This window comes from Roseateles sp. GW821-FHT09B06 (genome assembly GCF_059418245.1).
Map to the genome: position 1 here is coordinate 89,475 of NZ_JBWKPM010000013.1, position 24,090 is coordinate 113,564.

General features: G+C 67.0%; 19 protein-coding genes and 1 pseudogene. 12 read left to right on the top strand and 8 right to left on the bottom strand.

Annotation, left to right across the window (positions count from 1 at the left end):
* Positions 1-161 precede the first annotated feature (161 nt).
* On the bottom strand, positions 162-797 hold the full coding sequence (locus AC07OQ_RS13485) for a TetR family transcriptional regulator (protein WP_495053637.1): 636 nt from the start codon (positions 795-797) through the stop codon (positions 162-164).
* A 351-nt stretch (positions 798-1,148) separates the two neighbouring features.
* On the opposite strand from AC07OQ_RS13485, the gene AC07OQ_RS13490 reads away from it, so the two are divergent.
* Both AC07OQ_RS13490 and AC07OQ_RS13495 read left to right on the top strand, forming a co-directional pair.
* Complete coding sequence (locus AC07OQ_RS13490; RefSeq protein ID WP_495053638.1) at positions 1,149-2,693, top strand: methyl-accepting chemotaxis protein; 1,545 nt, start codon at positions 1,149-1,151, stop codon at positions 2,691-2,693.
* A 14-nt stretch (positions 2,694-2,707) separates the two neighbouring features.
* Positions 2,708-4,834, top strand: coding sequence for a putative bifunctional diguanylate cyclase/phosphodiesterase (locus tag AC07OQ_RS13495; RefSeq protein ID WP_495053639.1), 2,127 nt, complete (start codon positions 2,708-2,710; stop codon positions 4,832-4,834).
* A 10-nt stretch (positions 4,835-4,844) separates the two neighbouring features.
* Here AC07OQ_RS13495 and AC07OQ_RS13500 read toward each other — a convergent pair whose 3' ends face one another.
* Both AC07OQ_RS13500 and AC07OQ_RS13505 read right to left on the bottom strand, forming a co-directional pair.
* The gene (locus tag AC07OQ_RS13500) at positions 4,845-6,815 is read right to left on the bottom strand and encodes a sensor domain-containing diguanylate cyclase (RefSeq protein ID WP_495053640.1); all 1,971 of its coding nucleotides are present in this window, start codon (positions 6,813-6,815) and stop codon (positions 4,845-4,847) included.
* Between the two features lie 135 nt (positions 6,816-6,950).
* Positions 6,951-9,827, bottom strand: coding sequence for an ATP-binding protein (locus AC07OQ_RS13505; protein WP_495053641.1), 2,877 nt, complete (start codon positions 9,825-9,827; stop codon positions 6,951-6,953).
* A gap of 87 nt (positions 9,828-9,914) precedes the next feature.
* Between AC07OQ_RS13505 and AC07OQ_RS13510 the strand changes: the two genes are divergently transcribed.
* From AC07OQ_RS13510 to AC07OQ_RS13540, 7 genes are read left to right on the top strand one after another with little or no spacing between them, the layout of a single operon-like run.
* Positions 9,915-10,139, top strand: coding sequence for a hypothetical protein (locus AC07OQ_RS13510; protein ID WP_495053642.1), 225 nt, complete (start codon positions 9,915-9,917; stop codon positions 10,137-10,139).
* Positions 10,140-10,147: 8 nt separating this feature from the next.
* Complete coding sequence (locus tag AC07OQ_RS13515; protein ID WP_495053643.1) at positions 10,148-10,612, top strand: hypothetical protein; 465 nt, start codon at positions 10,148-10,150, stop codon at positions 10,610-10,612.
* Positions 10,613-10,635: 23 nt separating this feature from the next.
* The gene (locus AC07OQ_RS13520; protein WP_495053644.1) at positions 10,636-11,748 is read left to right on the top strand and encodes an efflux RND transporter periplasmic adaptor subunit; all 1,113 of its coding nucleotides are present in this window, start codon (positions 10,636-10,638) and stop codon (positions 11,746-11,748) included.
* Entirely contained in the window at positions 11,745-14,807 is a 3,063-nt protein-coding gene (locus AC07OQ_RS13525; RefSeq protein ID WP_495053645.1) for an efflux RND transporter permease subunit, read from the top strand. The genes AC07OQ_RS13520 and AC07OQ_RS13525 overlap by 4 nt, the downstream gene beginning before the upstream one ends.
* 32 nt (positions 14,808-14,839) lie before the next feature.
* Complete coding sequence (locus AC07OQ_RS13530) at positions 14,840-16,156, top strand: TolC family outer membrane protein (RefSeq protein ID WP_495053646.1); 1,317 nt, start codon at positions 14,840-14,842, stop codon at positions 16,154-16,156.
* Positions 16,157-16,160: 4 nt separating this feature from the next.
* Positions 16,161-17,612: a patatin-like phospholipase family protein gene (locus tag AC07OQ_RS13535; RefSeq protein WP_495053647.1), complete on the top strand. Its 1,452-nt coding sequence runs from the start codon at positions 16,161-16,163 to the stop codon at positions 17,610-17,612.
* Positions 17,613-17,639: 27 nt separating this feature from the next.
* Entirely contained in the window at positions 17,640-18,374 is a 735-nt protein-coding gene (locus tag AC07OQ_RS13540) for an MgtC/SapB family protein (RefSeq protein WP_495053648.1), read from the top strand.
* Between the two features lie 272 nt (positions 18,375-18,646).
* Here AC07OQ_RS13540 and AC07OQ_RS13545 read toward each other — a convergent pair whose 3' ends face one another.
* The 5 genes from AC07OQ_RS13545 to AC07OQ_RS13565 form a co-directional block, all read right to left on the bottom strand.
* A complete protein-coding gene (locus AC07OQ_RS13545; RefSeq protein WP_495053649.1) occupies positions 18,647-18,967 on the bottom strand; it encodes a hypothetical protein in 321 nt (106 codons plus the stop codon).
* A 60-nt stretch (positions 18,968-19,027) separates the two neighbouring features.
* Positions 19,028-19,159, bottom strand: coding sequence for a hypothetical protein (locus AC07OQ_RS13550; RefSeq protein WP_495053650.1), 132 nt, complete (start codon positions 19,157-19,159; stop codon positions 19,028-19,030).
* Positions 19,156-19,476, bottom strand: coding sequence for a hypothetical protein (locus AC07OQ_RS13555; RefSeq protein WP_495053651.1), 321 nt, complete (start codon positions 19,474-19,476; stop codon positions 19,156-19,158). Before AC07OQ_RS13555 ends, AC07OQ_RS13550 begins: the two co-directional genes overlap by 4 nt.
* A complete protein-coding gene (locus AC07OQ_RS13560; protein ID WP_495053652.1) occupies positions 19,476-19,685 on the bottom strand; it encodes a hypothetical protein in 210 nt (69 codons plus the stop codon). The genes AC07OQ_RS13555 and AC07OQ_RS13560 overlap by 1 nt, the downstream gene beginning before the upstream one ends.
* A 283-nt stretch (positions 19,686-19,968) precedes the next feature.
* Positions 19,969-20,883 carry a LysR family transcriptional regulator gene (locus AC07OQ_RS13565; RefSeq protein ID WP_495053653.1) on the bottom strand — a complete coding sequence of 305 codons (915 nt, stop codon included), beginning with the start codon at positions 20,881-20,883 and terminating at the stop codon, positions 19,969-19,971.
* Positions 20,884-21,504: 621 nt separating this feature from the next.
* On the opposite strand from AC07OQ_RS13565, the gene AC07OQ_RS13570 reads away from it, so the two are divergent.
* From AC07OQ_RS13570 to AC07OQ_RS13580, 3 genes and pseudogenes are all read left to right on the top strand, one after another.
* Complete coding sequence (locus AC07OQ_RS13570; RefSeq protein WP_495053654.1) at positions 21,505-22,620, top strand: C1 family peptidase; 1,116 nt, start codon at positions 21,505-21,507, stop codon at positions 22,618-22,620.
* A 114-nt stretch (positions 22,621-22,734) separates the two neighbouring features.
* A complete protein-coding gene (locus tag AC07OQ_RS13575) occupies positions 22,735-23,292 on the top strand; it encodes a DUF4136 domain-containing protein (protein WP_495053655.1) in 558 nt (185 codons plus the stop codon).
* Positions 23,293-23,476: 184 nt separating this feature from the next.
* Positions 23,477-24,063, top strand: a pseudogene (locus tag AC07OQ_RS13580) (chemotaxis protein CheW).
* Positions 24,064-24,090: the final 27 nt, after the last annotated feature.

Genomic DNA, 24,090 nt, shown 5'->3' on the forward strand with positions numbered 1-24,090 from the left:
GACGGATCAAGGCATGGCGGCGCGCTGAGGCTTTCAATCTGGTGTCAACCGCTGCTGTCTACCGTCTATGGTTTTCAAGGTCATGGTGCCGCGAATCGGTTGTTCCGCGCTGATGCGGCCTACACCTTCTCCTGCGTTGAAATGCCGGCACCACCTAAGCTCTATATGGTCGACTTGGCTCTGCTGCACGACGGCCGTAAGAGAGAGACAGTGAACCACTCCATGGCGCGATCGAGGTCAAAGTCCTGCGGATAACGGAGCTTGAAGGACACCATCCCGAGCAGTGCCGCCTTCAGTGCCTTGCTTGCCTGCTTGACGTCGAGACTGGATGGAAGGTCGATCTCGCCTGCTGCATGTGCTTGGCCAAGCACGGTCTCGATCTGGCGTCGATGGGAGTCGTTTGCGTCCCGCAACGCCGCCCGAAAGTCTTCGTTGGCGGCGGTCCACTCGGTCTTGTGAAGAAGCAGGTCAAGGACATGACGCTTGGGTCCGGCCTGATCGAGGTCCGCGACCCAGGCTTGTATCAGATGGCACAGCCGCGTCGACGGCGAGGGCGACTCGGCACCATCGAAGTACCCGGCCGAACTTGCACCCCAGGCAGCCAGCCTGCAGACGCCCGCAAACAGGTCTGCCTTGTCCTTGAAATGGAAGTAGACAGCCCCGCGCGTCACGTTCGCACGCGTGGCAATCTCAGAGAGACCGGGCGATGCATAGCCTTGCTCGGTGAACACTTCCAGCGCCGCTAACAGGATCTGCTGGCGCGTCTCCTGGGCTGCCGTTGCGGTGCGCTTCACCATGAATGACTACCTTGAACTGAGCGGATTGAGGGCGGGCGATGCGAAATGGCCGTGCGGATTGCGCCAAGTCACTGAAATTGCTGTTCGATCCGCGGGGAGAGGCCTGGCGACGGTATCCGTTGCCGAGTGAATTATCGAGCCAGCTGCGGCAAATCGGACCGATCAAGACCTAGTCGAGACCATATCGAGACGACTCGCCCGGGCGCGGCGCGCCACACTGCGGCCCATGCCAACTGACATGCGACCGGCCGGCAACGCGAAGATCGGCATTGCAGCGCGCTCGTGCGGCGCACCACAGCGGCCTATGGCCGCCGGGGCATGGTTTCGATGCAGTAGCCACCAGGACATCCCATGAGAAACAACGGTCCCGTTACCGGTCGCGAGTACCTGCTCCCCCCGGGGCAGAGCCTGATGTCGACCACCGACCTGAAGGGGCGGATCACGCATTGCAATGCCGCCTTCGAGCAGGCCAGCGGTTTCACGCGCGAGGAACTGCTGGGGCAGCCGCACAACATCATCCGGCATGCCGACATGCCGGAGATGGCCTTCGCAGACATGTGGCGCACGCTCCAGAGCGGCCAGGCCTGGTCCATGCTGGTCAAGAATCGCCGCAAGAACGGCGACCATTACTGGGTACTTGCCAATGTGACGCCCCTGCTGGACGAGGGCCGCGCCGTCGGCTATCTGTCGGTGCGGACGGTGCCGGGCCGGGCCGAGGTCGCACAGGCGGAAACTCTCTACACCAGCCTGCGGGCGGATGAATCACGCGGAATTCGTCCGCTCTTTGCCATCCAGCGCGGACAACTGCTGCGCACCGGCTGGCGGGGGGGCGCGCTGCACGGCGTGGCACAGCTGCGCCGCGCGGCGGGCGTCGTGCCCGTCCTGCTCGCGACGGTGCTGGGCGCCTGCCTCGGTGCCGCCTTCGGCCCGGCGATCGGAGCGGCCACCACGCTGCCGCTGGCCCTGCTGGCGACCCTGGCTCACCAGCGAATGCAGGAGGCGCCGCTGCGCACCTTGTCGAGCTTTGCCAGTGACGTTGCGGCAGGGGACCTGACCCGGCGCGTGGCGGTGGACGGTGGCCGGCTGGCGCGTCAGCTGGGCGGCTCGCTGGGCCAGCTCAGCGTCAATCTGCAGGGCATGGTGGGCGACGCGCGCGCCGAAGTCGTGGCGATGGAGGCGGTGGTGGCGGCGGTCGTGTCGGGGAAGGATTCGCTTGCCGTCAGCACCGATGCCCAGGCGGCCGGCCTGCAGCAGTCCGCTGCCGCGCTCAAGCAACTGACCGAGACGGTTCGGCAGAACGTCCAGGCCGCCGAGCAGGGCGCCACGCTGGCCGAGCAGACCCTGGCGGTGGCGCTGCGCAGCACCGCCAGCGTCGACCATATGCGCTCCACCATGCGCGAGATCAACGAATCGACCGCGAAGATCTCGGACATCACGCAGGTCATCGACGCGATTTCCTTCCAGACCAATATCCTGGCGCTGAACGCTGCGGTCGAGGCGGCGCGAGCGGGCGAGCAGGGCAAGGGCTTCGCCGTCGTCGCGCAGGAGGTCAGGGCGCTGGCGGCGCGGACCACGGCCGCGGCCCGGGAGATCAAGGAGCTGAGCCAGGGTTCGCAGAAACGGGTGGCGGCGGGCGTCTCCGAGGTTGGTGGCGCGGCGGCGGCCATTACCGATACGGCCTCCGCGGCGACCCAGTTGCGCGAACTCGTCGATGGCGTCCACCGTGCCAGCCGCGAGCAGTTGCAGGCCATCTCCGAGATCAGTGCCGCCGTCGAATCGCTGGACGACATGACCCAGCGCAACTCCACGCTGGTGGAGCGGCTCTCCGCCTCCGCCGACACGCTGTCCGGGCAAGCCAGAACCTTGGCCGCCTCGGTCAGCCTTTTCCGTATCTAGGCACGCTCCTCATCATGCGAATCCTTACTCGCAGCGACGCGTTCAATCGCTTTCTTTTCGATCAGGCGCCGGATGCGCTGCTGGTCTACGACGTCGAGCTCGGCCGCTTCGTCGACGCCAATCCGGCTGCCGCAACGCTGTTCGAATGCAGCGTCGAGGACCTGCTGCGCTGCGGCCCCGAGGCCTTCCACTATGAAGAGGGGCAGGAGGCCAGGCAGGCCCGGCAAAGGGTCACCGACCTGTCCATGCAGGTGCTCGCTGGGCAATCGATGATGCGCGAGGTCTGGCTTCGCACGGCGACCGGTCGGCAGCGCTGCTGCGAGCTGCGGCTGGTGCGCCTGCATGGCGTGCAAGGCGGGCTTGTGCGGGCCAGCTACATCGACGTGACCGAGCGGCGCCAGGCCGAGGCCGAGCTCCAGGCCAGCCGTATGCAGCTGGCCGAGGCGGCACAGGATCGGCAGGCCATTCTCGACAACGTGCTCGAGGCCATCATCACCACCGACTCGCGAGGGCTGGTGACATCGTTCAACCGGGCTGCCACCCGGATCTTCGGCTACGCGCCGGAGGAGGTGATTGGCCGGAATGTCTCGATCCTGATGCCGCAGCCCGACCGCGTACACCACGATGGCTACATGGCGCGCTACGCGTCGACGCGCGAGCCGCGCGTCATCGGCGTGGGGCGCGAGACCCAGGGCCAGCACAAGTCCGGCCTTGTCTTTCCCATGCATCTTTCGCTGTCGGCGATCGAGCGGGAGGGGGACCTGAGCTACGTCGGCCTGATTCGCGACATCTCGGCGCAGAAGGAAGCCGAGTCGCAGATCGAGCGGCTCGCGTACTACGACGCTTTGACGGGCCTGCCCAATCGCCGGCTGCTACTGGACCGCCTGGCTCATTTGCAAAGTCGGTTCGCCACCTGCGACGGCCATGCAGCGCTGATCTGTGCAGGTATCGATCGGTTCAAGAGCGTGAACGACACCCTGGGCCACGCGGTTGGCGACGCGCTGCTGCGGGCGATCGGTCAGCGTCTGAAGGATTGCCTCGGCGAGCAGGGCCTGGTCGCCCGACTGGGCGGCGACGAGTTCGCGCTGCTGATCCACGATCTCGCCCCGGATCCCGATGCGGCCGAGCTGGAGGCGACGCAATGGTGCCAACGGCTGCTCCAGCTGATCAGGCGCGAGCACGATCTTGCCGGCCACGAGCACCGGACAAGCGCCAGCCTGGGGGCGCTGCTGATTCGCGACTGCCGCGAGTCGCCCGAAGCCTTGCTGGCGCATGCAGACCTTGCCATGAACCAGGCGAAATCCGAGTCGCGTGACACCTATCGCTTCTACAAGACCGAGATGGGCCGCTCGGCGGCCCTGCGTGCAACCCTGCTGAACGACCTCCGGCTGGCACTGCATCGGCAGGAGCTGGTGCTGATGTACCAGCCTCAGGTGGACGAATGGGGTGAAATGCTGGGCGCCGAAGCCCTGGTGCGCTGGCGGCATCCGACCCGCGGTATGGTGTCGCCGGCCGACTTCATCCCGCTGGCCGAGCAGAGCGGCTTCATCATCGAGATCGGCCAATGGGTGCTGCGGCAGGCCTGCGACACCCTGGCCAGATGGCGAAGCAGTCGACAGACAGCGCTGCTGTCCATCGCCATCAACATCAGCGCGACGGAATTCCGCGACCCCGGCTTTGCGCCCGCGGTGTCGCGCGCCCTGGCGATCAGTGGGGCCGACCCGCGCCGCCTGAAGCTGGAGCTCACCGAGAGCGTGCTGACCGTCGACCTCAGCGATCTGGCGCAAAAGCTTTCGGCGTTGAAGCGCATGGGGGTCGGGCTGTCGCTCGACGACTTCGGCACCGGCTACTCCTCGATGGCATATCTGCGCGAGCTGCCCTTGGATCAGTTGAAGATCGACCGCAGCTTCATCGTCGAGATCGATCGCAGCGCGCGTGACGAGGTGCTCGTGCGCGGCATGGTCGACATGTGCAAGGTGCTGGGGCTTTCGGTGATCGCCGAGGGGGTCGAAACCCTATCTCAGCGCGAGCGGCTGCTGGCCTGTGGCTGCACATGTTTCCAGGGCTACCTGACCGGTCGGCCGATGAGCGCAGAGGATCTACACCAAGTCATCGGGGCAGAGGTCTGCGAGCCGGCCTGAACGGCTGCGCTCAGCCGCTAGGCCCGGCCTCCGGCTCGACCTGGATTGGCTGTGTCACGCCGGAGTCGAGGGGCTTGCCGTCACCTTCAGCAGAACGGGTCGTGGCGCAGCGCACCACATTGCGGCCAGCGTGCTTAGCGGCATAGCAGGCTTGGTCGGCCGCCGCGAGCACCTCGGCAAGCGACAGATGGCCGGAGTCGATCTCGACGATGCCGATGCTTGCCGTCACACGCAGTGTCGGATCGCTTTCGCAGACCCCTTCCAGCGCGATCCCGTAGCGCATCTGCTCGGCGATCAACAAGGCCCGGTCCAGGGCGCAACCCGGCAGCAGGACCGCGAATTCGTCGCCCCCCAGCCGGCCGACCGTGTCCCCCGAGCGCACACAGTCGCGCAGTACATGGGCCACCTTCTTCAGGATGACATCGCCCGCCGCATGTCCGGCGCCGTCATTGACCTGCTTGAAGTGATCGAGGTCGATGAAGAGGGTGCAGGCTGCGTCGCGGCGCCGCCGGTCGGCCACCAATTGCCCCAGCCGCCGTTCGAACTCGCGTCGATTGACGAGTTCGGTGAGCGGGTCGTGCGCCGCTCGCCACAGCAGATCCTCCCGTTGTCGGCGAGCGTCGGTCACGTCGGAGACGATCCAGATCGTGCGGCGCTGAGCACCGAAGATTGCCGCCCCATGCAAATAGGCCCACAGCGTCGAGCCGTCGCGGCGGCAGAGCGGTACTTCCGTCTGGAAAATGCGGCCCTGCGCAAAGGTCGCCTCCGCCTGCTCGCGCAACTCGTCACGCGAAACCTCGGGAGCCAGCAGCACCTCCCAGTGACAGGTCAGCGTCCCCGACTCGTACCCAAGCAGCCGTTCGAGCTGGCTGCTCGCGAGCTCGATGCGGTTCTCGCTGGTGAAGGCAATGCCCACCGGCGCATGGGCCATGACCGCCTGCATGCGTTGCAGCGCCTGCTCGATGTCGGCCCGGCTGGCCGCCAACTGCTCGCTGACATGCTTCAGAACCCGTGATAGCTGGCCGACCTCGCCACCGGCCTCCGGCCAACCGAGCTGGGGCGGGTACGAGGTGTCCAGGGCGAGCAACGTGCGCCGCCGCAGCAATCCCATCGGTCTCAACAGCCAGGCGGTCAAGCCAAAGATGGCCAGCGCGCCCACGCCGCCGACGGCCACGCCAATCGCCATGGTCCTGTTCACGGCACGGCTGGCAGCGCCGTAGATCTCCGCGGCATCCGCAATCCGGAAGACCATCCAGTCCGTGCCGGGCACGGCCGCCATGGCGACAAAATTCCGGCCGAAGCGTCCCGACCATGGCGCGGGCTCAAGGGGGCTGCCCATGGCCCGCCAGCGGGCGACGCTCTGGCGCAAGCCGGGATCGTCGTCGACCAGGGTCAGCAGCCGCTGCTCGTCCGCATGAGCCAGGACATAGCCCTGCTGGTCCGCCACGATGGTACGGACATGGTCATCGTCAAGGCCGGCGGCCCGCACGAGATTGGTGAGAAAGTTGGCCTTGCGCAGGTCCAGCGTGCCCGCTAACACAGAGGGTGTTTGACTGTCCGAGGGCAGCGGCATGGTGATCCACAACTCCAGCGCACCGGCCCCGGGCTGAGCGCGCAATGGCGGAGACACCCGGCCGAAAAACTGATCCGAGGCTCGCGCCCCGTCCTGCGCCAAGACCGCGACCCGGTTGAACAGGACGCCGAGTACCGCCTGACGGTCCAGGAAGGTCTCGATGGTTGATGGGCCGGCGGCTTGGTGGCGCGGCCAATGCTGTGCCGATGCACTCAGGGCGCGCTGGCGCGTGACGACGGCGGCTGACAGCGTGGCGGCGAGTTGGGCCGCGCCGAGATTCGTGCCCAGAAGCGCTTCCTCGGTACCTTTCTGCAGTTCCCGGACGGCCAGGAAGGCCATGGCGGCGACGCTCAAGGCGATCAGCAGCGCACAGGCAAGGGCAAGTCTCAGTTTCAGGGAACCCAACATTTCGATACTCGGCAGCTTCCCCAGCGACGGTCTCGCGAACCCGTGGACCACCCGCTCACCACTTACGGGGCACCAAGGTTCGGCGAAGGTATTCTCCATCCGCTCCGACCCTCGCCGCACCACCTGCCTGGGCGGTCACGAACGCAAGGCCAGGATCTCGGCAACTGCCGGGCTGGGATCGTCCTTGTACAGGGCCAGCAAGGTTTCGAACCGTTCCGCCCCCTGTACCGGCAGCCGGTGACGTCGCCCAGAGGCCAGCGCTTGCAGCTCGAAGAACGTGGCCCCTTGCGAGCGGGCGATCTCGACGGCCTGCTGCAGCGCAGCACTGGCCTGGTTCACATCCCAGCGGGCGAACTCGGACTCCGCCCGCAGTTGCAGCAGGGGCGAATGCAACATCGTCTCGCCCACCTCGTCGGTCAGGGCCAGCCCCGCCTCGATCGAGGCCTCCATCTCGGTCTTGCGGCCTGCCAGCCGGCAGGCCATGGCGTAGTGGTAATGGAAGCCGCAGAGGCCCGAACGCATGCCAAGCTCCCGTGCCGTCTGTGCGGCGGCCTCCATCTCGCCGAGCCCCTCGTCGACGCGCCGAAGTGCCACCAGGGCCTGGCCATGCAACCAAGCGAAGCCGCTGCGCCGCTCCGGCAGCGCGTGATCCTGGATGACGTCGTAGAGGCGCTCGGTCAGGGCGTGGACGGTCTCAAACTCGCCGGCCAGCGCATGCATGATCGACGCCGCGTACAGGGCTGTCGCTTCGCTGAGCGGATGGCGGTTGTTGAAGGCCAGCGCTACCGCGTGCTCGGCCATCTGGCGCGCACGCAGCGGCTGCCCCGCGATCCAGTAGACCAGGGCGAGCCCCTCGGCGGCCTCCACGCCCGGATCCTGCACGAAGCTGGTCAGGGGCAGTTCGGCCGACACGCGGGCATAGATATCCAGGGCCTCCTCAAGGCTGTGCCGGGCCCCCCCGAAATCGCCGGTCAGCATCTGGATGATGCCCATCGCGTTCAGTCCTGCAAGCCGCAGTGCGGCATCCTCGCGCCGCGTGGCGAGGTTCAGCATATCTGCCGCCAGTGCACGCGCCTGGGGGAATTCGGCGCGTGCGAAATAGACCCACCAGCAGCCCTGCAGGGCGCGCTGCCAGGCCGGACTGTCCTGCGGGCCGAGGGCGCGCGCCTGTTCGAAGGCCGTCGTCACCGCCGGTGCCGTGATGACCTCCTGCCGGGTCAGGGCCACGGCCTCCTGTACACGCAGCTCGAGCTCCAGCGCCGGGTTCAGGCGCCCGGCGGCCATCTGCAGGCCCTGCCGTGCAGCCAGCAGGGCTTCGCGCGGCGCGCCGCGCTCCATGGCGCGCTCGGCCACGACGACAAGCTGGGTCGCAGCCTCGACCGGTGCATCGCCGTGCTCGAAATGCAGGGCCAACTCGGCGGCAATTTCGGCCAGGTTCGAGCCATGGGTGGCGGCCAGCGCCGCCGCCCACTGCCGATGCCATTGCAGGCGCTGCAGGGCCGGCAGACGCTCGTACAGGACCTGCCGGTAGATGGCATGGCCGATGCTGTAGCGCGCCGCAAGGCGCCCGTCGTCCAATGAGGCCGTGCCACTGCAGCGCAGCCAGGGCAGTCCGGCAACGGCCTTCTCCAGCTGCGCATGCACCTCGTCGGGGTCCAGTTGCAGAACCCCGGCGAGGGTCAGGTGCAGAAACTCGATGCCACCCACGCTGGCGGCCCCGAGGGCGCGTTGCAGCGCGGGTGGCAGCCTGCCGAGCTGACCTTCGATGACCGCGGCAATGTTACGGGGCACAGCCAGCTCCTGGTCGGGCAGGCTCCAGCGCCCGTCGTCCCAGGACAGATTGCCGGACGCCACCAGCTCATCCAGGACGGCCACCACAAACAAGGGCAGTCCCGAACTGTGCTCGTGCAGACGCCGCACAAAGGACTCGGCGACTGGCTGCCCGATGCGTGCGGCCAGCAACTCGCCCAACTCGACTTCGGAGAGAAACTCGAGATCAACCTCCAGGCACAGCCGGCGCAGAAGCAACTCCTGCCGCAGCGCGGCGAGCGGGTGCTCTCTCAGGATCAGTTCCGTGGGTCGCAGGGTGCCGAGGATCATCAGGGCGCCGGGCCCCCGCCGCCGCGCCAGATAGTCCAGCAACTGGACCGTCGCGTGATCGCTCCAGTGTAGATCCTCGATCACCAGCAGTAAGGGCTTGCCGGCGCTTGCGCGATCAATCAGCTCACCGAACTCGCGCAGCATCCGTTCCTGGGTGGCCCCGGCCACCTCGCGCTGCAGTTCCCGCCGATCCTCGTCGCGTACGTACCAGGGCAGCTGCAGCAGCCAGGTCGGCGCGACGCGTCGCATCAGATCGACAAATGCCGCGCCACCGTCTTCGCGACACAGGCCGTTCAGGGCCTCGAGTATCGGCATATAGGGCTCGGCGCCGCCATGGTGCTCGATGCACTGGCCATGGGCTACCGCGATGCCGGCATCCGCGACGAAACGCTCAACCAGCGCACTCTTGCCGATGCCTGCCTCGCCGGCGACGAAAACGAGCTGGCGTCGTCCGGCGCGAGTCATCTCCAGCGCGGCCCGGAGCCGGCTCAGCGCGTCGCCGCGGCCGATCAGCCGGACCGCTGGCGAGACGAGCGCTGCGCCGGCCGGTGGCAAGGCTTCCTGTGGCCGTGAAAACGCACCCATGGCCTGGTCCACGGGCGCGATGAAGCGATAGCCCCGACGCGACACCGTCTGGATGAAAACCGACTCGCGGGCGTCGTCCCCCAGGGCGTGGCGCAGCTGGCTCACTAGGTTTTTCAGGGCGGCTTCGTTGATATGCCGGTGCCCCCAGACCGCGTCCAGCAGTGCGTCCTTGGTCACCAGTTGTCCGGCCCGGCGCACGAGCTCGCACAGGACCTGGAAGGCACGGGGCGCCACCTCGACAGCCTGGGCATCGCGTTCGAGCCGTGCCTGCGCCTCGTCAATCACAAACCTGCCAAACCGGGCGCGCAACGGTTCTCTTTCTTCCATGGTTCGCACTGTAACGCGTCGTACCCGGTACCGAACCGAGACCGATTCAAGACGACTCGTGCGCGGCCAGTCCCCAAACTGCCGGGCATGACGCTGAACCCAAATCCAATCCATCCAGCCGCGGGCGCCTATGTGCTGCGCCTGCACAGGGATGCCCGCCCGGCAGACGGCCTGCTGATGGGGCGCATCCAGCATGTCGCCAGCGGCGACTGGGCCGATTTCTCGAGCGGTGGCGAGCTGCACGACTGGCTGGCCCGGCATTTCGCGCAACTGCAAACCAAGGCGGCGCAAGCCGAGGACCCATCCCCATGAGAACTGCAATGACCACGTTCTCGGCCCTGCTGGCAGCGCTGGTGCTGGTGGCCACCGCCGCGCAGGCGCAGCCGCCCGGCATCGTGGCCTACCCGGCCCAGGGCCAGTCCGACGAGCAGCAGCGCAAGGACCAGGAAGCCTGCGAGCTGTGGGCCAAGCAGCGGGCCGACCAGGCGGCCGCCAGCGCCGACGCGCCCGCCCGCTCGGCCAGTGCACCGGCCGCCCAGTCCGCGCCGACCCGACGGCCTGTCCTGCCAAGCCTGCCAGCCCTGCCCAACTTTCCCGGCTTGCCCCAGTTGCCTCGCCCGCCGTCCCAGCCGGACGCGCAGATCAGCGCCTCGGCAGATGCCGCATGGCAGCAGGCGGCCGAGACCCTGCGCCAGCATCAGACGGCGGCCGGCGACACCCAGCAGCCCCTTTATCAGCGAGCGCTCGCGGCCTGCATGACTGGCCGGGGCTACAGCGTCAAGTAGTCATGCGAATGAGGAGAACAGCAATGAAAGTTCAATGGGCCTTCGCGCCCCTGGCCATCGCCGGCCTGCTGGCAGGCTGTCAGCGCCATGAGGCCGAACTCGTCGAGGAGATCCGTCCGGTGCGCACCGTCGTCGCCGGACAGAGCGAGGGCTCGATCGGCATCGGCTACTCGGGCGAGATCGTGGCGCGCCATGAGAGCCAGCTGGGCTTCCGGACGCCGGGCAAGGTCGCGGGCCGCCTGGTCGATGTCGGCAGCGTCGTCAAACGCGGCCAGGTGCTGATGCGCCTGAATCCCGAGCAGGAGGCCCTGCAGGTCGCCGCCGCCGGCGCCGATGTCGACGCCGCCAGGAGCCGCGTGGCCCAGGCGCGGGTCGATCTGCAGCGCACCGAACAGCTGCTGACCCGCCAGTTCGCCTCGCGCGCCGAGCTCGATCAGCACAAGCTGGCGCTCGACCAGTCCGAGGCGCAACTGCGCGCGGCCCTGGCGCGGCGCGAAGCCCAGACCAATCAGCAGGGCTACACGACGCTGACCACCGATCGCGACGGCGTCGTGACGGCGGTGACGGCCGAGGTCGGCCAGGTCGTCGCGCCCGGTCATCCGGTGGTGGCCGTCGCGGCGGACGGCGAGCGCGAGGTCGCGATCAGCATTCCCGAATCGCGGGTTGACGAGTTGAGCAAGGCCAAGGGCATGCGGGTATCCGTCTGGGCGCATCCGGGGCACAGCTGGGAGGGCGCCTTGCGCGAACTCGCCCCTAGCACCGACAGCATCACCCGCACCTACTCGGCGCGCATCTCGATCCGCAATCCCGACGCGGCCCTGCTGCGGCTGGGCATGACGGCCTCGGTGACGGTGCAGGGAGGCGAGGGCGTTAGCGCCATCCGCCTGCCGCTGACGGCGGTGGTCGATCGCGAGGGCCAGCGCCAGGTCTGGGTCGTCGATCCGAAGACCTCTCGGGTCGCGCTGCGCATGGTCAAGCTGGGTGGCACCCAGGACGATCGGGTCCAGGTTGTCGAGGGCCTGTCGGCCGGCGAGACCGTGGTGAGCGCGGGTGTGCACATGCTGCAGCCCGGCCAGCGCGTCAAACTGGCCGCCGTGCAGGCTGCCGCGAACGCCAGCTCGGGAGCCGCCAAGTGAAGGGCCTCAACCTCTCCGAATGGGCGCTGAAGCACCAGCAGATGGTCGCTTTCCTGCTGATCCTGCTGACCGTGGCCGGCCTGTTCGCCTATGGCCGGCTGGGGCAGAAGGAGGATCCCGAGTTCACCGTCAAGACCATGGTCGTCCAGGCCTTCTGGCCCGGCAGCTCCTCGCAGCAGATGGCCGAACAGGTGACCGACCGGATCGAGAAGAAGCTGCAGGAGGTCGCCGAGATCGACTATACGGCCACCTATGTGCGGCCCGGCGAGACGCTGATCCGTGTCAATCTGCGCGAGGGCACTGCGCCCAAGGACGTGCCCGACGTCTGGTACCAAGTGCGCAAAAAGGTCGGCGACATCAGCCACCAACTGCCGCCGGCGGTGCAGGGGCCGTTCTTCAACGACGAGTTCGGCGACACCTTCGGCAATCTTTACGCGTTGACCGGCGACGGCTTCAGCAATGCCGATTTGCGCCAGTTCGCCGATGCGGCCCGCAACGAGTTCCTGCGTGTGGCCGACGTCAACAAGGTCGACCTGGTGGGCAAGCAGGACGAAAAGGTCTACGTCGAGATCTCGACCGCCAAGCTGGCCTCACTGGGCATCGACCCGGCGTTGATCGCAGCCACGCTGGCCCAGACCAATGTGGTCGCGGCAGCAGGCACGGTCCAGACCAGCGGCGAGCAGATCCGCCTGACGGTCAGCGGCGAGTTCGACTCGGTCGATGGCATCCGCAACATCGGCATCCGTGCCGGTAACCGGACCTTCAGGCTCGGCGACATTGCCGAGGTGCGGCGCGACTTCATCGACCCGGCCCAGATCAAGATGCGCCATAACGGCGTCGAGGCGATCGGCCTGGCGGTCAGCATGCGCAAGGGTGGCGACGTGCTCGCCCTCGGGCACGAGCTCGATGCCACGGTCAAGCGCGTGCAGGCCAATCTGCCGGTCGGCGTGCAGATCCATGCCGTCAGTGACCAGCCGCGGGTGGTCGAGGAGTCGGTCCACGAGTTCAAGAAGAGCCTGGCCGAGGCGGTCATCATCGTACTGGCAGTGAGCTTTTTCTCGCTGGGCATGCGCGCGGGCCTGGTCGTCGCGCTGTGTATTCCGCTGGTGCTGGCGATGACCTTCCTGACGATGTATCTGATGAACATCGACCTGCAGCGGATCTCCCTGGGCGCGCTGATCATCGCGCTGGGCTTGCTGGTCGACGACGCCATCATCGCGGTCGAGATGATGCAGCTCAAGCTCGAGCAGGGCTGGGATAAGTTCCGCGCCGCGACGTTCGCCTACACCGCCACGGCCTTCCCGATGCTGACCGGCACGCTGATCACGGCCGCCGGCTTCCTGCCGGTCGGTTTCGCGAAGTCCGGAACCGGCGAGTATGTCTACTCGCTGTTCCAGGTCGTCGGCATCTCGCTGATCCTGTCCTGGATCGTCGCGGTCGTGTTCACGCCCTACATCGGCTTCAAGCTCCTGAAGGAGCATGCGCATGCCTCGCATGACGAGGACGCTGTCTACCAGCGCGGCTTCTATCTGCGCTTCCGCCGCTTCGTCGACCTCTGCCTGCGGCATCGCGTCCTGGTGGTCGGCATCACGGCGGCGGCCTTCGTCGGCTCGATCGCGCTGTTCAAGCTGGTGCCCCAGCAGTTCTTCCCGGCCTCGGACCGTCCGGAGCTGGTGGTCGATCTGTGGATGCCGCAGGCCTCCACCTTCGAGGCCAGTGCCCGCGAGGTGCAAAAGCTCGAGCAGGCGCTCAAGGGTGATCCGGATGTGGCGGCGGTGACAAGCTATGTCGGCAACGGCAGCCCGCGCTTCTACCTGCCGCTGGATGTTCAGACGCCCAACCTGAACCTGGGCGAGGTGATGGTCATGACCAAGGGCGGCGAGGCGCGCGAGCGCGTGCTGGCCAAGATTGAGCAGCTGTTCCAGAACGACCTGCCGAATGTACGCGGGCGCGTCAACCGCCTCGAGAACGGCCCGCCGGTCGGCTATCCAGTGCAGTTCCGAGTCTACGGCGAGGACCTCGGCCGCATCGCCGAGATCGGCGCCAAGGTGGCCACCCTCATGCGCGGCAATCCGCATGTGCGTCAGGTCAACCAGGACTGGGGCGAGCGGACTAAGCGGGTGCGCATCGACGTGGACCAGGACAAGGCTCGTGCGCTGGGCGTGACTTCGTACCAGATCAAGCAGGCGTTGGAGGCCTCGATCTCGGGCACGCCGATCACGCAGTACCGCGAGGGCGACCAGACCATCGACGTCGTGGCACGCCTTACGCAGACCGAGCGCAGCAACCTCGATAACCTGAAGGACGCCAAGATCTATCTGCGCGAGGGCAAGTTCGTGCCGGTCTCGCAGGTGGCGCGGCTGACGCTGGACAGCGAGGACAGCCAGCTCTGGCGTCGCAACCGCGTTCCGACGCTGACGGTGCGCGCCGACATCGCGGGCGCCGAAGGCCCCGACGTCACGCGGGCGCTACAGCCCAAGATCGACGAGCTGGCCAAGGCGCTGCCGCTGGGCTATGGCATCGACGTGGGCGGGGCCTACGAATCGAGCCAGAAGGCGCAGAAGTCGATCAACGCGGTGATGCCGGCGGCCCTGGTCGCGGTGCTGCTGCTGCTGATGATTCAGCTGCAGGACATGAAGAAGATGCTGCTGGTGCTGCTGACGGCGCCGCTGGGCCTGATCGGCGTCAGCGCGATCCTGGCGGCCTTCCAGATCCCGTTCGGCTTCGTCGCCATGCTGGGCGTCATCGCGCTGGCCGGCATGATCATCCGCAACTCGGTGATCCTGGTGGTGCAGATCGACGAGGACCTGGCGGCCGGCGTGCCGATGTGGACAGCGATCGTCGAATCGGCGGTGCGTCGGCTGCGCCCCATCGTGCTGACCGCACTGGCAGCGATCCTGGCCATGGTGCCGCTGACCCGCTCGGTCTTCTGGGGGCCGATGGCCTGGGCCATCATGGGCGGCCTCGCGATTGCCACGCTGCTGACCTTGATCTTCCTGCCGGCGCTCTACGCCTGCTTCTACCGGGCCCAGCGGCCCCAATCCCCCGACGCCGCCTAGGCGATGAAAGCACAGGCAAGAACATGAAACGGATGCACAAGACCGCCCGCTGGGCGGCATTGATGGCCCTGGCCCTGCAGGCCTACGCGGCCCAGGCCCTCGATCTGGTCGGCGCCTACGAGCAGGCCCTGCGCCACGACCCCACCAAGCTGGCCGCCAACGAGGCGCTGGCGGCCGGCCGCGAGAAGGCCGTGCAGGGCGACTCGCTGCTGAAGCCGCGCGTTGGCTTGCAGGCGAGTCTCGGCCGGCTGGGTGATCGCACCTCGGGCGAGAGCAGCGCGGGCACGGTCAGGCAGGCCACCGTGCAGCTAACGCAGCCGCTCTATGACGCCACGGCCCACGCTGAGAAGCGCCAGCTGCATCAGCAGGCCAGGTTGGCAGAGACCCAGTTCGACCGGGCCCAGCAGGGCCTGGCGCAGCGCGTCGCCGAGGCCTACTTCGGCGTGCTACAGGCCCAGGAGGCGCTGCGCGTTACGCTGGCCGAGAAGACGGCAGTCGCGCTGCAGCGCGACCGCGCGCAGGCGCGCTTCGATGTAGGCCGCGGCAAGGTCACCGATCTGCAGGAGGCCCAGGCGCGCCACGACCAGATCCTGAGCAAGGAGATCAACGTGCGCAGCCTGCTGGAACTGCGGCGAGCCCAGTTCGAGGAAACAACCGGAGCCAAGGCCGAGGGCGTGGCAACGCTGGCGGCGGGGCAGGCGGCCATGCCGCCCGAGCCCGACAACCTGCTGGCTTGGCAGCTCAAGGGCGAGGACCAGAGCACCATGGTGCAGGCCCAGCGTTCGCAGTTGGAGATCGCCGAGGCCGAGATCGGCAAGTACCGCGTCTCCGGGCGCCCGACCCTGAATCTGGTCGCCAGCTATTCGGCCAAGGGGCAGAGCGGCGACTTGTCGCCGGTGGCGGCGCCCGACAACAACCGCAACGGCTATGTCGGCCTGCAGTTCAGCATGCCGCTCTACTCGGGCGGCGGCCTCGACTCGAAGGAGCGCGAGTCGCACGCCCGGCGGCGCGAGGCCGAGCAGGCGCTGGCATCCGCCAAGCGCGATGTGCGCCTGCAGGTCCAGGACGCCTATCTCTCGGTCCGGACCGGGGTGTCGCGCATCGCGGCCGCCGAGCAGTCCCTGGTCTCGGCGCGCACAGCGCTGGAAGCCACCTCGCTGGGCCGCGACGTCGGCACCCGCACCGAGCTGGACGTGCTGGACGCGCAGCAGCGCGCCTTCGCGGCCGAGCTCGACCTGGTGCAGGCGCGGCTGGACTATCTATTGGGCCGCGTCCGACTGGCGGTGGCGGCCGGCGAGCCGGGCGACGGCGAATTGCGCGTCGTCAACGGCTGGCTGGGGACCCCCTGAGTCCATGCTGAGAAGCCAGAACCAGGCCGCCCGGGTTGGCGGCCTCGCACGGCGATGGCTGCCTGTCGGCGCTGCCTTCTTGCTGGCCGCCTGCTCGACCGCCAAGCCGTGGATGAACAAGCCAATCGAGCCGTCATCGGCGCTCGCGCCGGTGCCGACGATCTCGCCGGCGGCGAACGCGGCCTCGACGTCGATCATCGCCGCCGTCACCCTGTCTGGCGGCGGTGCGCGCGCGGCGGCTTTCGGTCTGGGCGTGCTGCAGGAGCTGAAAGCGACCCGCTTCGACTGGGACGGCCGCTCGACCAGCCTGCTCGACGAGGTCGGCCTGATCAGCGGCGTTTCGGGCGGCAGCGTGCTGGCGAGCTATTACGCCGCCTTTGGCGACGAGGTGTTCACCCGCTTTGAGCGCGATTTCCTGTTGGCAGATTTCCAGACCGGGCTGATCCGCGACGCGCTGTCGCCATCGACGCTGTACAAGCTCAGCTCGCCCTGGTGGGGGCGCAGCAACGCCTTTGCCCAGCGCCTCGACCCGGTGTTTCGCGGACGGACCTTCGCCGATCTGCGGGCGCGGCCCCGCCTGCTGGTGACCGCTACCGATCTCACCACCGGTGCACCCTTCGAGTTCACGCACGAGCAGTTTTCCCTGATCTGCTCGGACCTGGACAGCGTGCCGCTGTCCTTTGCGGTGGCCGCGTCATCGGCCGTGCCCCTGCTGCTGAGCCCTCTGACCCTGAGCAACTATGCCGGCAGCTGCGCCACGTCTGCGCCTGCGCCGTCGCCTGCGCAGGAAACTTCGCCCTCCGAGCCGAATCTGTCGGCACGTCTGCTGGACCTGGTGGCCGACACCTACCGCGATGCCCGGGAGCGGCCCTTCATCCATCTCGTTGACGGTGGCATGGTCGACAACCTCGGCGTGCGCGGCCTGTTGGAGCGTACCCTCGCCCGGGGCAGTTTCGAGGCCAGCTTCAAGGGCCTGCAGCCGGGATCGGTGCGCAAGATCGTGTTGATTAGCGTGAACTCGGAACGCGACACGGCCGAGCGCATCGACGGCAGCGACCGCGTGCCCGGCACCCTGCAGGTGCTGGATGCCCTGGTATTCGGCGCCGGCTCGCGCATGACGAAGGAGACGGAGATGATGGTCGATGACGTGGCGCGCCGCATGAACGAAGCCCTGAAGGCCGAGCGGGGACGCCCCGGCAGCCCCTTCGCGGCGGACGCTGAGATCCACGTGATCAATGTCGGTCTACGCCAGCTGCAGGATCCGGAGTTGCGTCGCAGCATGCTGCAGGTTCCCACGGCCCTGACCATCCTGCCCATCCAGGTCCGGCAGTTGCAGCGGGCCGGCCGCGAGGTGCTGCGCGAGTCGCCGGCCTTCCAGCGCCTGCGCCAGAGTCTCCAGGCCGGGCCCGAGGCGCAGGCCCCGATAGCCACAGCCGACCCGGCTGTGGCTCCATGACCTTGCGGACGTCGATCCGCTGATCCGATGCTTGGTCAGCTACAGCACTACTGGAGCGGCGGCTTTCTTGCCGCCAACGCCTTCATCGGCCTGAATCTGGTTGGCGCGTTGCTGCTGGGCATGCTGGTCGGCTATGAACGCTCTTTCAATGGTCGGGCTGCGGGCATGCGTACCTATGGGCTGGTCTGCATGGCATCGACCGCACTGACGGTCTTTGTCGGCCATGCGCCGCTGTGGTACGGCGGCTCGGCCCCGCACTTGATGGCAGATCCGACACGGGTGGTGCAGGGCGTCGTCACCGGCATCGGCTTCCTGTGCGCCGGCGTCATCATGAAGGACGGCATGAGCATCAGCGGCCTGACGACGGCCGCCTCGATCTGGGCGGCCTCGGCGATCGGCGTGCTGCTGGGCGTGGGCTTTTATGCCTCCGCCCTGCTGCTGGCCCTGCTGTGCATGCTCTCGATGTCCCTGCTGCACCGCGTGGAAGCGATGCTGCCGGGGCGGGCAACCCTGGATGTTTCCCTGACCTTCCGGCCGACCCATCCGCCGTCGTATGAGGTGCTGGCCGGGATCGCGGCATCTCGCGGCTATCGGCTGCTGCGTGACAGTCTGAGCATCAGCTTTGCCGACGGCCGTCCGGTCTGGCGCTTCAGCGTCGTGGCGCTGGACCGCGCTAGCGCCATGGCGCCGGCGGCATTGGCTGACGAGATCGCGGCCTCCGAAGGCGTGCTGAGTTTCAGCATATCTCCGGTGCGCAATTGAACCTGGTGCATGGCAGGGGGCTACTTCGCACGTCTGTAGGAAGCACGCGAGGCGTGGTCAAGGGCCGGCTCGATGCCCTTGATCGGCAAAGAGAAACCGAAGGGCTTGTTTGATGCGCGCCCGTGGACCGGGCGCCGCGTCGGCTTCGCGTCTCACGGTCGCGCATTGGCGCGAGGGTCCGATGGGGGACCGTGAATAACCGGCGCTGCATTCCTGCAAGTTTGAGCAGGGGTGGCGGCCTTGGCCGCAGCTACCTTGGCATGCGGCAAGCCTCATGCGACTGCCTTTCCAAGCTGCAGCCGCTCAATCAGCGTATCGACCTCCCATGGGCGTAGTTTCACGCTCGTCGGCATCCCGTCGTTCGAATACGCCCAAAACTTGACATAGCCGTCCTTTGTCCAAACGCTGATTGAAGCGCCATCTGCCGTTTCCAGAATTTTTTGGTTCAGCAACAGGTCACGCTTGGCCCGCTGCGGGGTCTCACCGTGACCATATTGACTGACATCCTCTTGACCGTCGAAATGCGCCGAGTAGGCGTGATCGGGCGCTGCGGCGGGGCGTTCGCCGAATGCCTCGACAATGATTTTTCGCATCGAATGAATTGCGTTATTGGTTGTAAACGGTAAGCACCACGGCGCAGCAGATCGAGAATGTCACCACGGCGGTGAGCCGGTGATACGAGATTTTTCGGATTTGTGCATCGTGTATTCCAGGCCGTAATTAATTGCGGCGTTGGGGTGGCCCATGATTCGTGCCAAGCTCTGCGCCTGGGATTGCCCGCTCATTCAACTACCTCCTTCGCGAGCTGAAGCAGTTCGATCAGGGTGCCGGCCTCTGCGGGCAGGAGAGAGAATCGTGTGGCATTGCCACTGCTGGAACAAAGCCAGACGTTGACCCGGCCCGCAGTCGGCCAGGCGCAGATAGATGCGCCATCGGACGTTTCCACGAAGTCTGGGTTCAGCAGGAACCTGCGCTTGGGATTGAGGAGGGAATCTACGTACCTGAAGCCTGCCGTGTCGCTCCGGTTCCCAAAAAGGGCGGAATAGGGACGGTCTCGTTCAAATACTCGGGAACATGTTTGCGTGACAGCGATGTTTTGCATTAATGTCCTCCTGGTAGTTGATTGAAAATGGACAAGATCGCAGTAATGGCGATACAAAACAGCGCAATAACGTTGAGTGTTCGGTGACCGATGTCATCCAGAGTGCGCGCGGCCCTGATGCGACCGAATGTTTTGGAAACTCCGCCCGACCCAGCGTGTGGAGAAATCCGGTCGAGGCCGGTTGCAGCTTGGAAAGAATGCTTGTTCATCAGGTTTCTTGTGGTTTTGTTTTGATGAAATGAATGCTAGTTGGTCGCATAGTTCTTGCCCATCCATGTGAACAAAATGGGGCGTTTTGAATTTCGAAACAATTGGCCATTGCGCTGGGAAGGCAACACACGGGGCCGGTCTACCGGCGAGCTTGGCTGTGGCGCGGCGATCGCAGGGGCTGTGATCCGCAAACAGCCAAGCAAGCGCGCCTCCTGAGAGGCGTGCCGACGGGTGCTTCCGCTTGACGCCCTGGTCCAGCAGCAGGTCGTCAAGCTTTGCATGTCAGCCGATCAAGGCCTTGGACTGTTCCGCGTAGAGCACGAGATGATCCAGAAACTCCCGCGTGCGCGGCGGCATGTGCCGCCGGCTGGCGAAGGCAGCGATCAGCGTGAAGCGCTCGGCAATCCAGGGAGACAGCACGCGTCGAAGCTCACCGCTGCGCAGCATCGGCGCTGCCACTTGGAGCGCCTGGCTGCTGATTCCGGCACCGTCCAGGGTGCTGCGCAGCACCGCGTCGTGGTCGTTGCAGCTCAGCACGGGGCTGATGCCGACGGCCTCCTCGCGGCCCCGGTCGGTTTCGTCGACCAGGCGAATCGAGTCGGGATCGATGCCGGGCAGGCTCAGGCGCACCACGGCGTGTGCGCTTAGTTCCTGGGGAGCGAGGGGCTCGCCGTGCTGGCGAAGGTAATCCGGCGACGCGCACAGGATGGAGGTGGTCTCGACCACGTTGCGGATGACGGCGTCGGGCGGGACGGTGATCTGGTCGGTCAGGAGCGTGATGTCCATCGCCTCGATCGAGCGGGCCGCCTGCGCGTCCGAATGCAGCTCTATCGTCACCTTGGGGTGTCGGCGCCGGAACGCGGCCACCGTGGGTGCGACCAGGTGCGTGGCCATGCCCGGCAGCGAGCACACACGAATCCTGCCGGCCATCTCGTGGGCATGGCTGCGGGCTACTTCCTCGGCCGCTTCGAGCTCGGCGAGAACGCTGCGCATGCGATCCAGGTAGGCTTCGCCCGCCGGCGTCAAGGCGATCCGGCGGGTTGTGCGCTGGATCAGCCGCACACCCAGGTGATTCTCCAGGTCGGCGATCAGGCGCGAGACCGCCGCCGGCGAGATACCAAGCTTTCTGGAGCACGCCGCGAAGCCGTTCTCGGCCACCACCTGCTCGAACACGGTCATTGATCGCAGTTTGTCCATGATGGTTCGAGGCAGAGTTGAGAAAAGGCCGGAACCTCGCGCGCGCGATCGGCGGCCGCCAACGCGGACTCGACGCGCTTCGAATGCCGCAGGTCGGTCGAGGTATCGAGTCGAAAAGCCGCCTTGTCGCTCTGCACCAGCGCTTGCGCGCCTGGCAGACGGCGGCGGCGCCCTTGTTTGTCAGCTGATCCGGCGCTTGGCCGCGCCTTGCAGGGGCGTGCAGAGCTTGTTGACGCTGTCATCGGAGTAGGCGCGGACATCCGCGCCGGCAGGGTTGGATCGACAGTGCCGCGAGGGGCAGGGGGGCACGGGCGAATTGCATGGTCTTGTGAATGTGGGTCAAGTGAAGCCAGGCCGTCTGGCCATGCGCGTCAGTGTCGGAGCGCGGCCCGGTGGGGTCGTCTCGGGCCGGTACCGATTAGGCACCGCTCGTGCCAAGCGTTCGCCGTAAAGGCAGGCGCATTGGCCTTGCCTGGGCGTACTCATCTGGAACCTGCCTGACGCAAGCGGTACCGAGCCGGGACCGTCGCGAGACGACTTGACCGGGCCGAGCTTTGACACTGGCGCTCGCCGTCAAGTGGCCGGCTTCGCGCAGCTCTCAACAACACAAACAACTAGATCATGAAAATCTTTCAAGCGCCCTTGCTCGCTGCGGTCCTATGCCTCCAGGCTTGCGGTGGCGGCGACGACTCCGACGACAACGCCAGCGGCTTCCACACACCCTCCTATGGCGATGCCAGAGGCGATACCCGTTGGCAGGCCGATCTGACGAGCATCACCAGCCAGGTGATCTCCTACCAGGACGCGGGCAGCGAACTGGCCTCGTTCGTCGAGGCCACCGACGACAAGCTGGTCCGCCTGTTCGGGGACTACAAGGTGAGGCTGATATCGGCATCGAAGAACAGCTGTCCCGACGGACTGAATGGCTGCAACACGACCGACTCGGCTGCCTTGGGGGTGGGGCGCAGCGCACTGGTTGCCGGCCTGGCCGACATCAAGGGCAGCATCCGGGACCAGAGCGAGCGGGGCGCCTGCGTGGCGTTCGCGCTGAACGGCGGCATGGAGCTGCTGTTGGCCCGGCAAGCTCAGGACATCGACCTCTCGGAGCAGAACACCTACTTCGAAGGCAAGCGGCTGACCAACACCTGGGGCGAAGCGGGCTTGGCCCCCTACGACACGATCGCCGCCTTCGTCGGCAAGCAGACGCGCTGGGTGAAGGAGGCGCACTGGCCGTACAACAAGGACGACAAGGCCTGCGCCCGCTACAACAGCAAGTACCCTAATGCCACCTGCTCTCAGACCGAGGCGCAGGGCGGTGGCAGTGACAGCAAACAGCAGGACCCGCAGGCCGCAGCGGCCAGCGGCTACCGCCTGAGCACGGCGCATCAGCTCTATGCCTCGATCGGGCGGATCAAGCAGGCGCTGTATCGCGGCCACCCGGTGGTGATGAGCGTCAACGCCAACCACGACTTCCAGCTCGCGACGTTCAAGGGCGGCGTCGTCTCTTGGGCGATCAAGGCCGACAGCTGCGGCGCCAGTCTGTGCGGTCATGAAGTGCTGGTCATCGGCTACCAGGACAGCGAGAAGGTCCAGGGCGGCGGCTACTTCATCGTCAAGAACTCGTGGTCCGGGGAGTGGGGCGACAACGGGCTGGCCTATGTGACCTACGAATGGTTGCAGAACAGCCTGCTGGACGCGCAAGCACTGGTCCGTGCCGACAGTGTGACCGCTCCCTGAGAAAGCTCGAGGCGTACCGCCGCGAGACAGGACCGACAGACCAAGTACCGAAACCATGCACCGCGCCGCGGTGCGCATGCCGGCAAGCCCGGTCAATTCCCAAGGAGGATCTCCATGAGCATGATGAACAACACCCATCGCCGATCGCTGCTGCTCGGCCTTGCTGCCCTGGCCCTGGCCGGTTGCGCGGCCAAACCCGACCTGTCCCGCATCCAGGATCCCGACGCCGACTTCCATTCCTACCGCACGTTTGCGTTCCTCCCCGGCCGGGCCCAGGGGAACTCGCTCATTGAGCGGCGCCTGATCGCCGCCACGCGCAGCCAATTGGAGCGCCGCGGCTATACCTTCGACGAGTTCTCGCCGGACCTGCTGGTGAACATCGCCGCGGTCGTGGAAGAGCGCCAAGGTCTGCGCGCGACACCGGGAAACTTCCCCGGCAGGGACGGCGTGGAGACGGAAGACTACCGCCTGGGGCGCTTGGCCATCGACCTGGCCGACACGCAGCGGCGCGAGGTGGTCTGGCACGGCACCGCCGAAGGCCGCGTGAGCGCGGAAATGCTGCGCGACGCGGGCAGCGCCGCCGAGAAGGCGGTCGCGGCGGTCTTCGATGGTTTCCCGGTCAAGCCCCTCAAGCGCACTGCGGCAAGCAAGCCGACGGCGACGGCGCGTTAATGCACCGGCTGGCGCGCCAGACGCGCCGGTACGGTGACGCGGGCAGCGCCGATAACGCGGACCTGCCCGCGTCAGCAGGCGGCACTGGAACATCGGCGAGCTGACTGATCGCGCCGGGCATCCACCCTTGCCATTCGAAAGGCCCACCATGTGGAAAACCGCTTCCAGGCCCGCGAGGATTCCCATGTCCATGACTGTTGACGAGCCGGCGCCAGCCGCCGCCGCCGCACCGGCCGCGCGCCAGGCCCCGATCCTGCCCCGCGAGTTCCTCAGCTTCCGACTGGGTGCCGAGGAGTACGGGATCGACATCCTGCGCGTGCAGGAGATCCGCCGCTACGAGGTGCCCACGCGCATCGCCGACGCGCCGCCCTTCGGCAAGGGCGTGATCAATCTCCGCGGCGTCATCGTCCCCATCGTCGACCTGCGCCTGATCCTCGCTTGCGACAGCGTGCAATACACCGACTTCACGGTGGTGATCATCCTGAACCTGCGCGGCCGCGTGATCGGCGCCATCGTCGATGCGGTCTCGGACGTGCTGGCCCTGGGCGCCGAGAGCATCCGGCCGGCGCCGGAAGTGGGCGGCGCGGGTGCGGCGGGCTACATCCTCGGCATGGCCTGCCTCAAGGCCGGCACGTCGAGCGCATGCTCATCCTCACGGACATCGAGGCCCTGGTCGGCAGCGCCCGGGAGCACCGGCCGTCCCCGCAGGCGGTCGGTCGGGCCGGCGGCGCGGCGATCGAGGCGGTGAGCGTGCCGCAGCTGTCGACCTGAACGCCCGCGCCGTCCGGAAACCGCCCC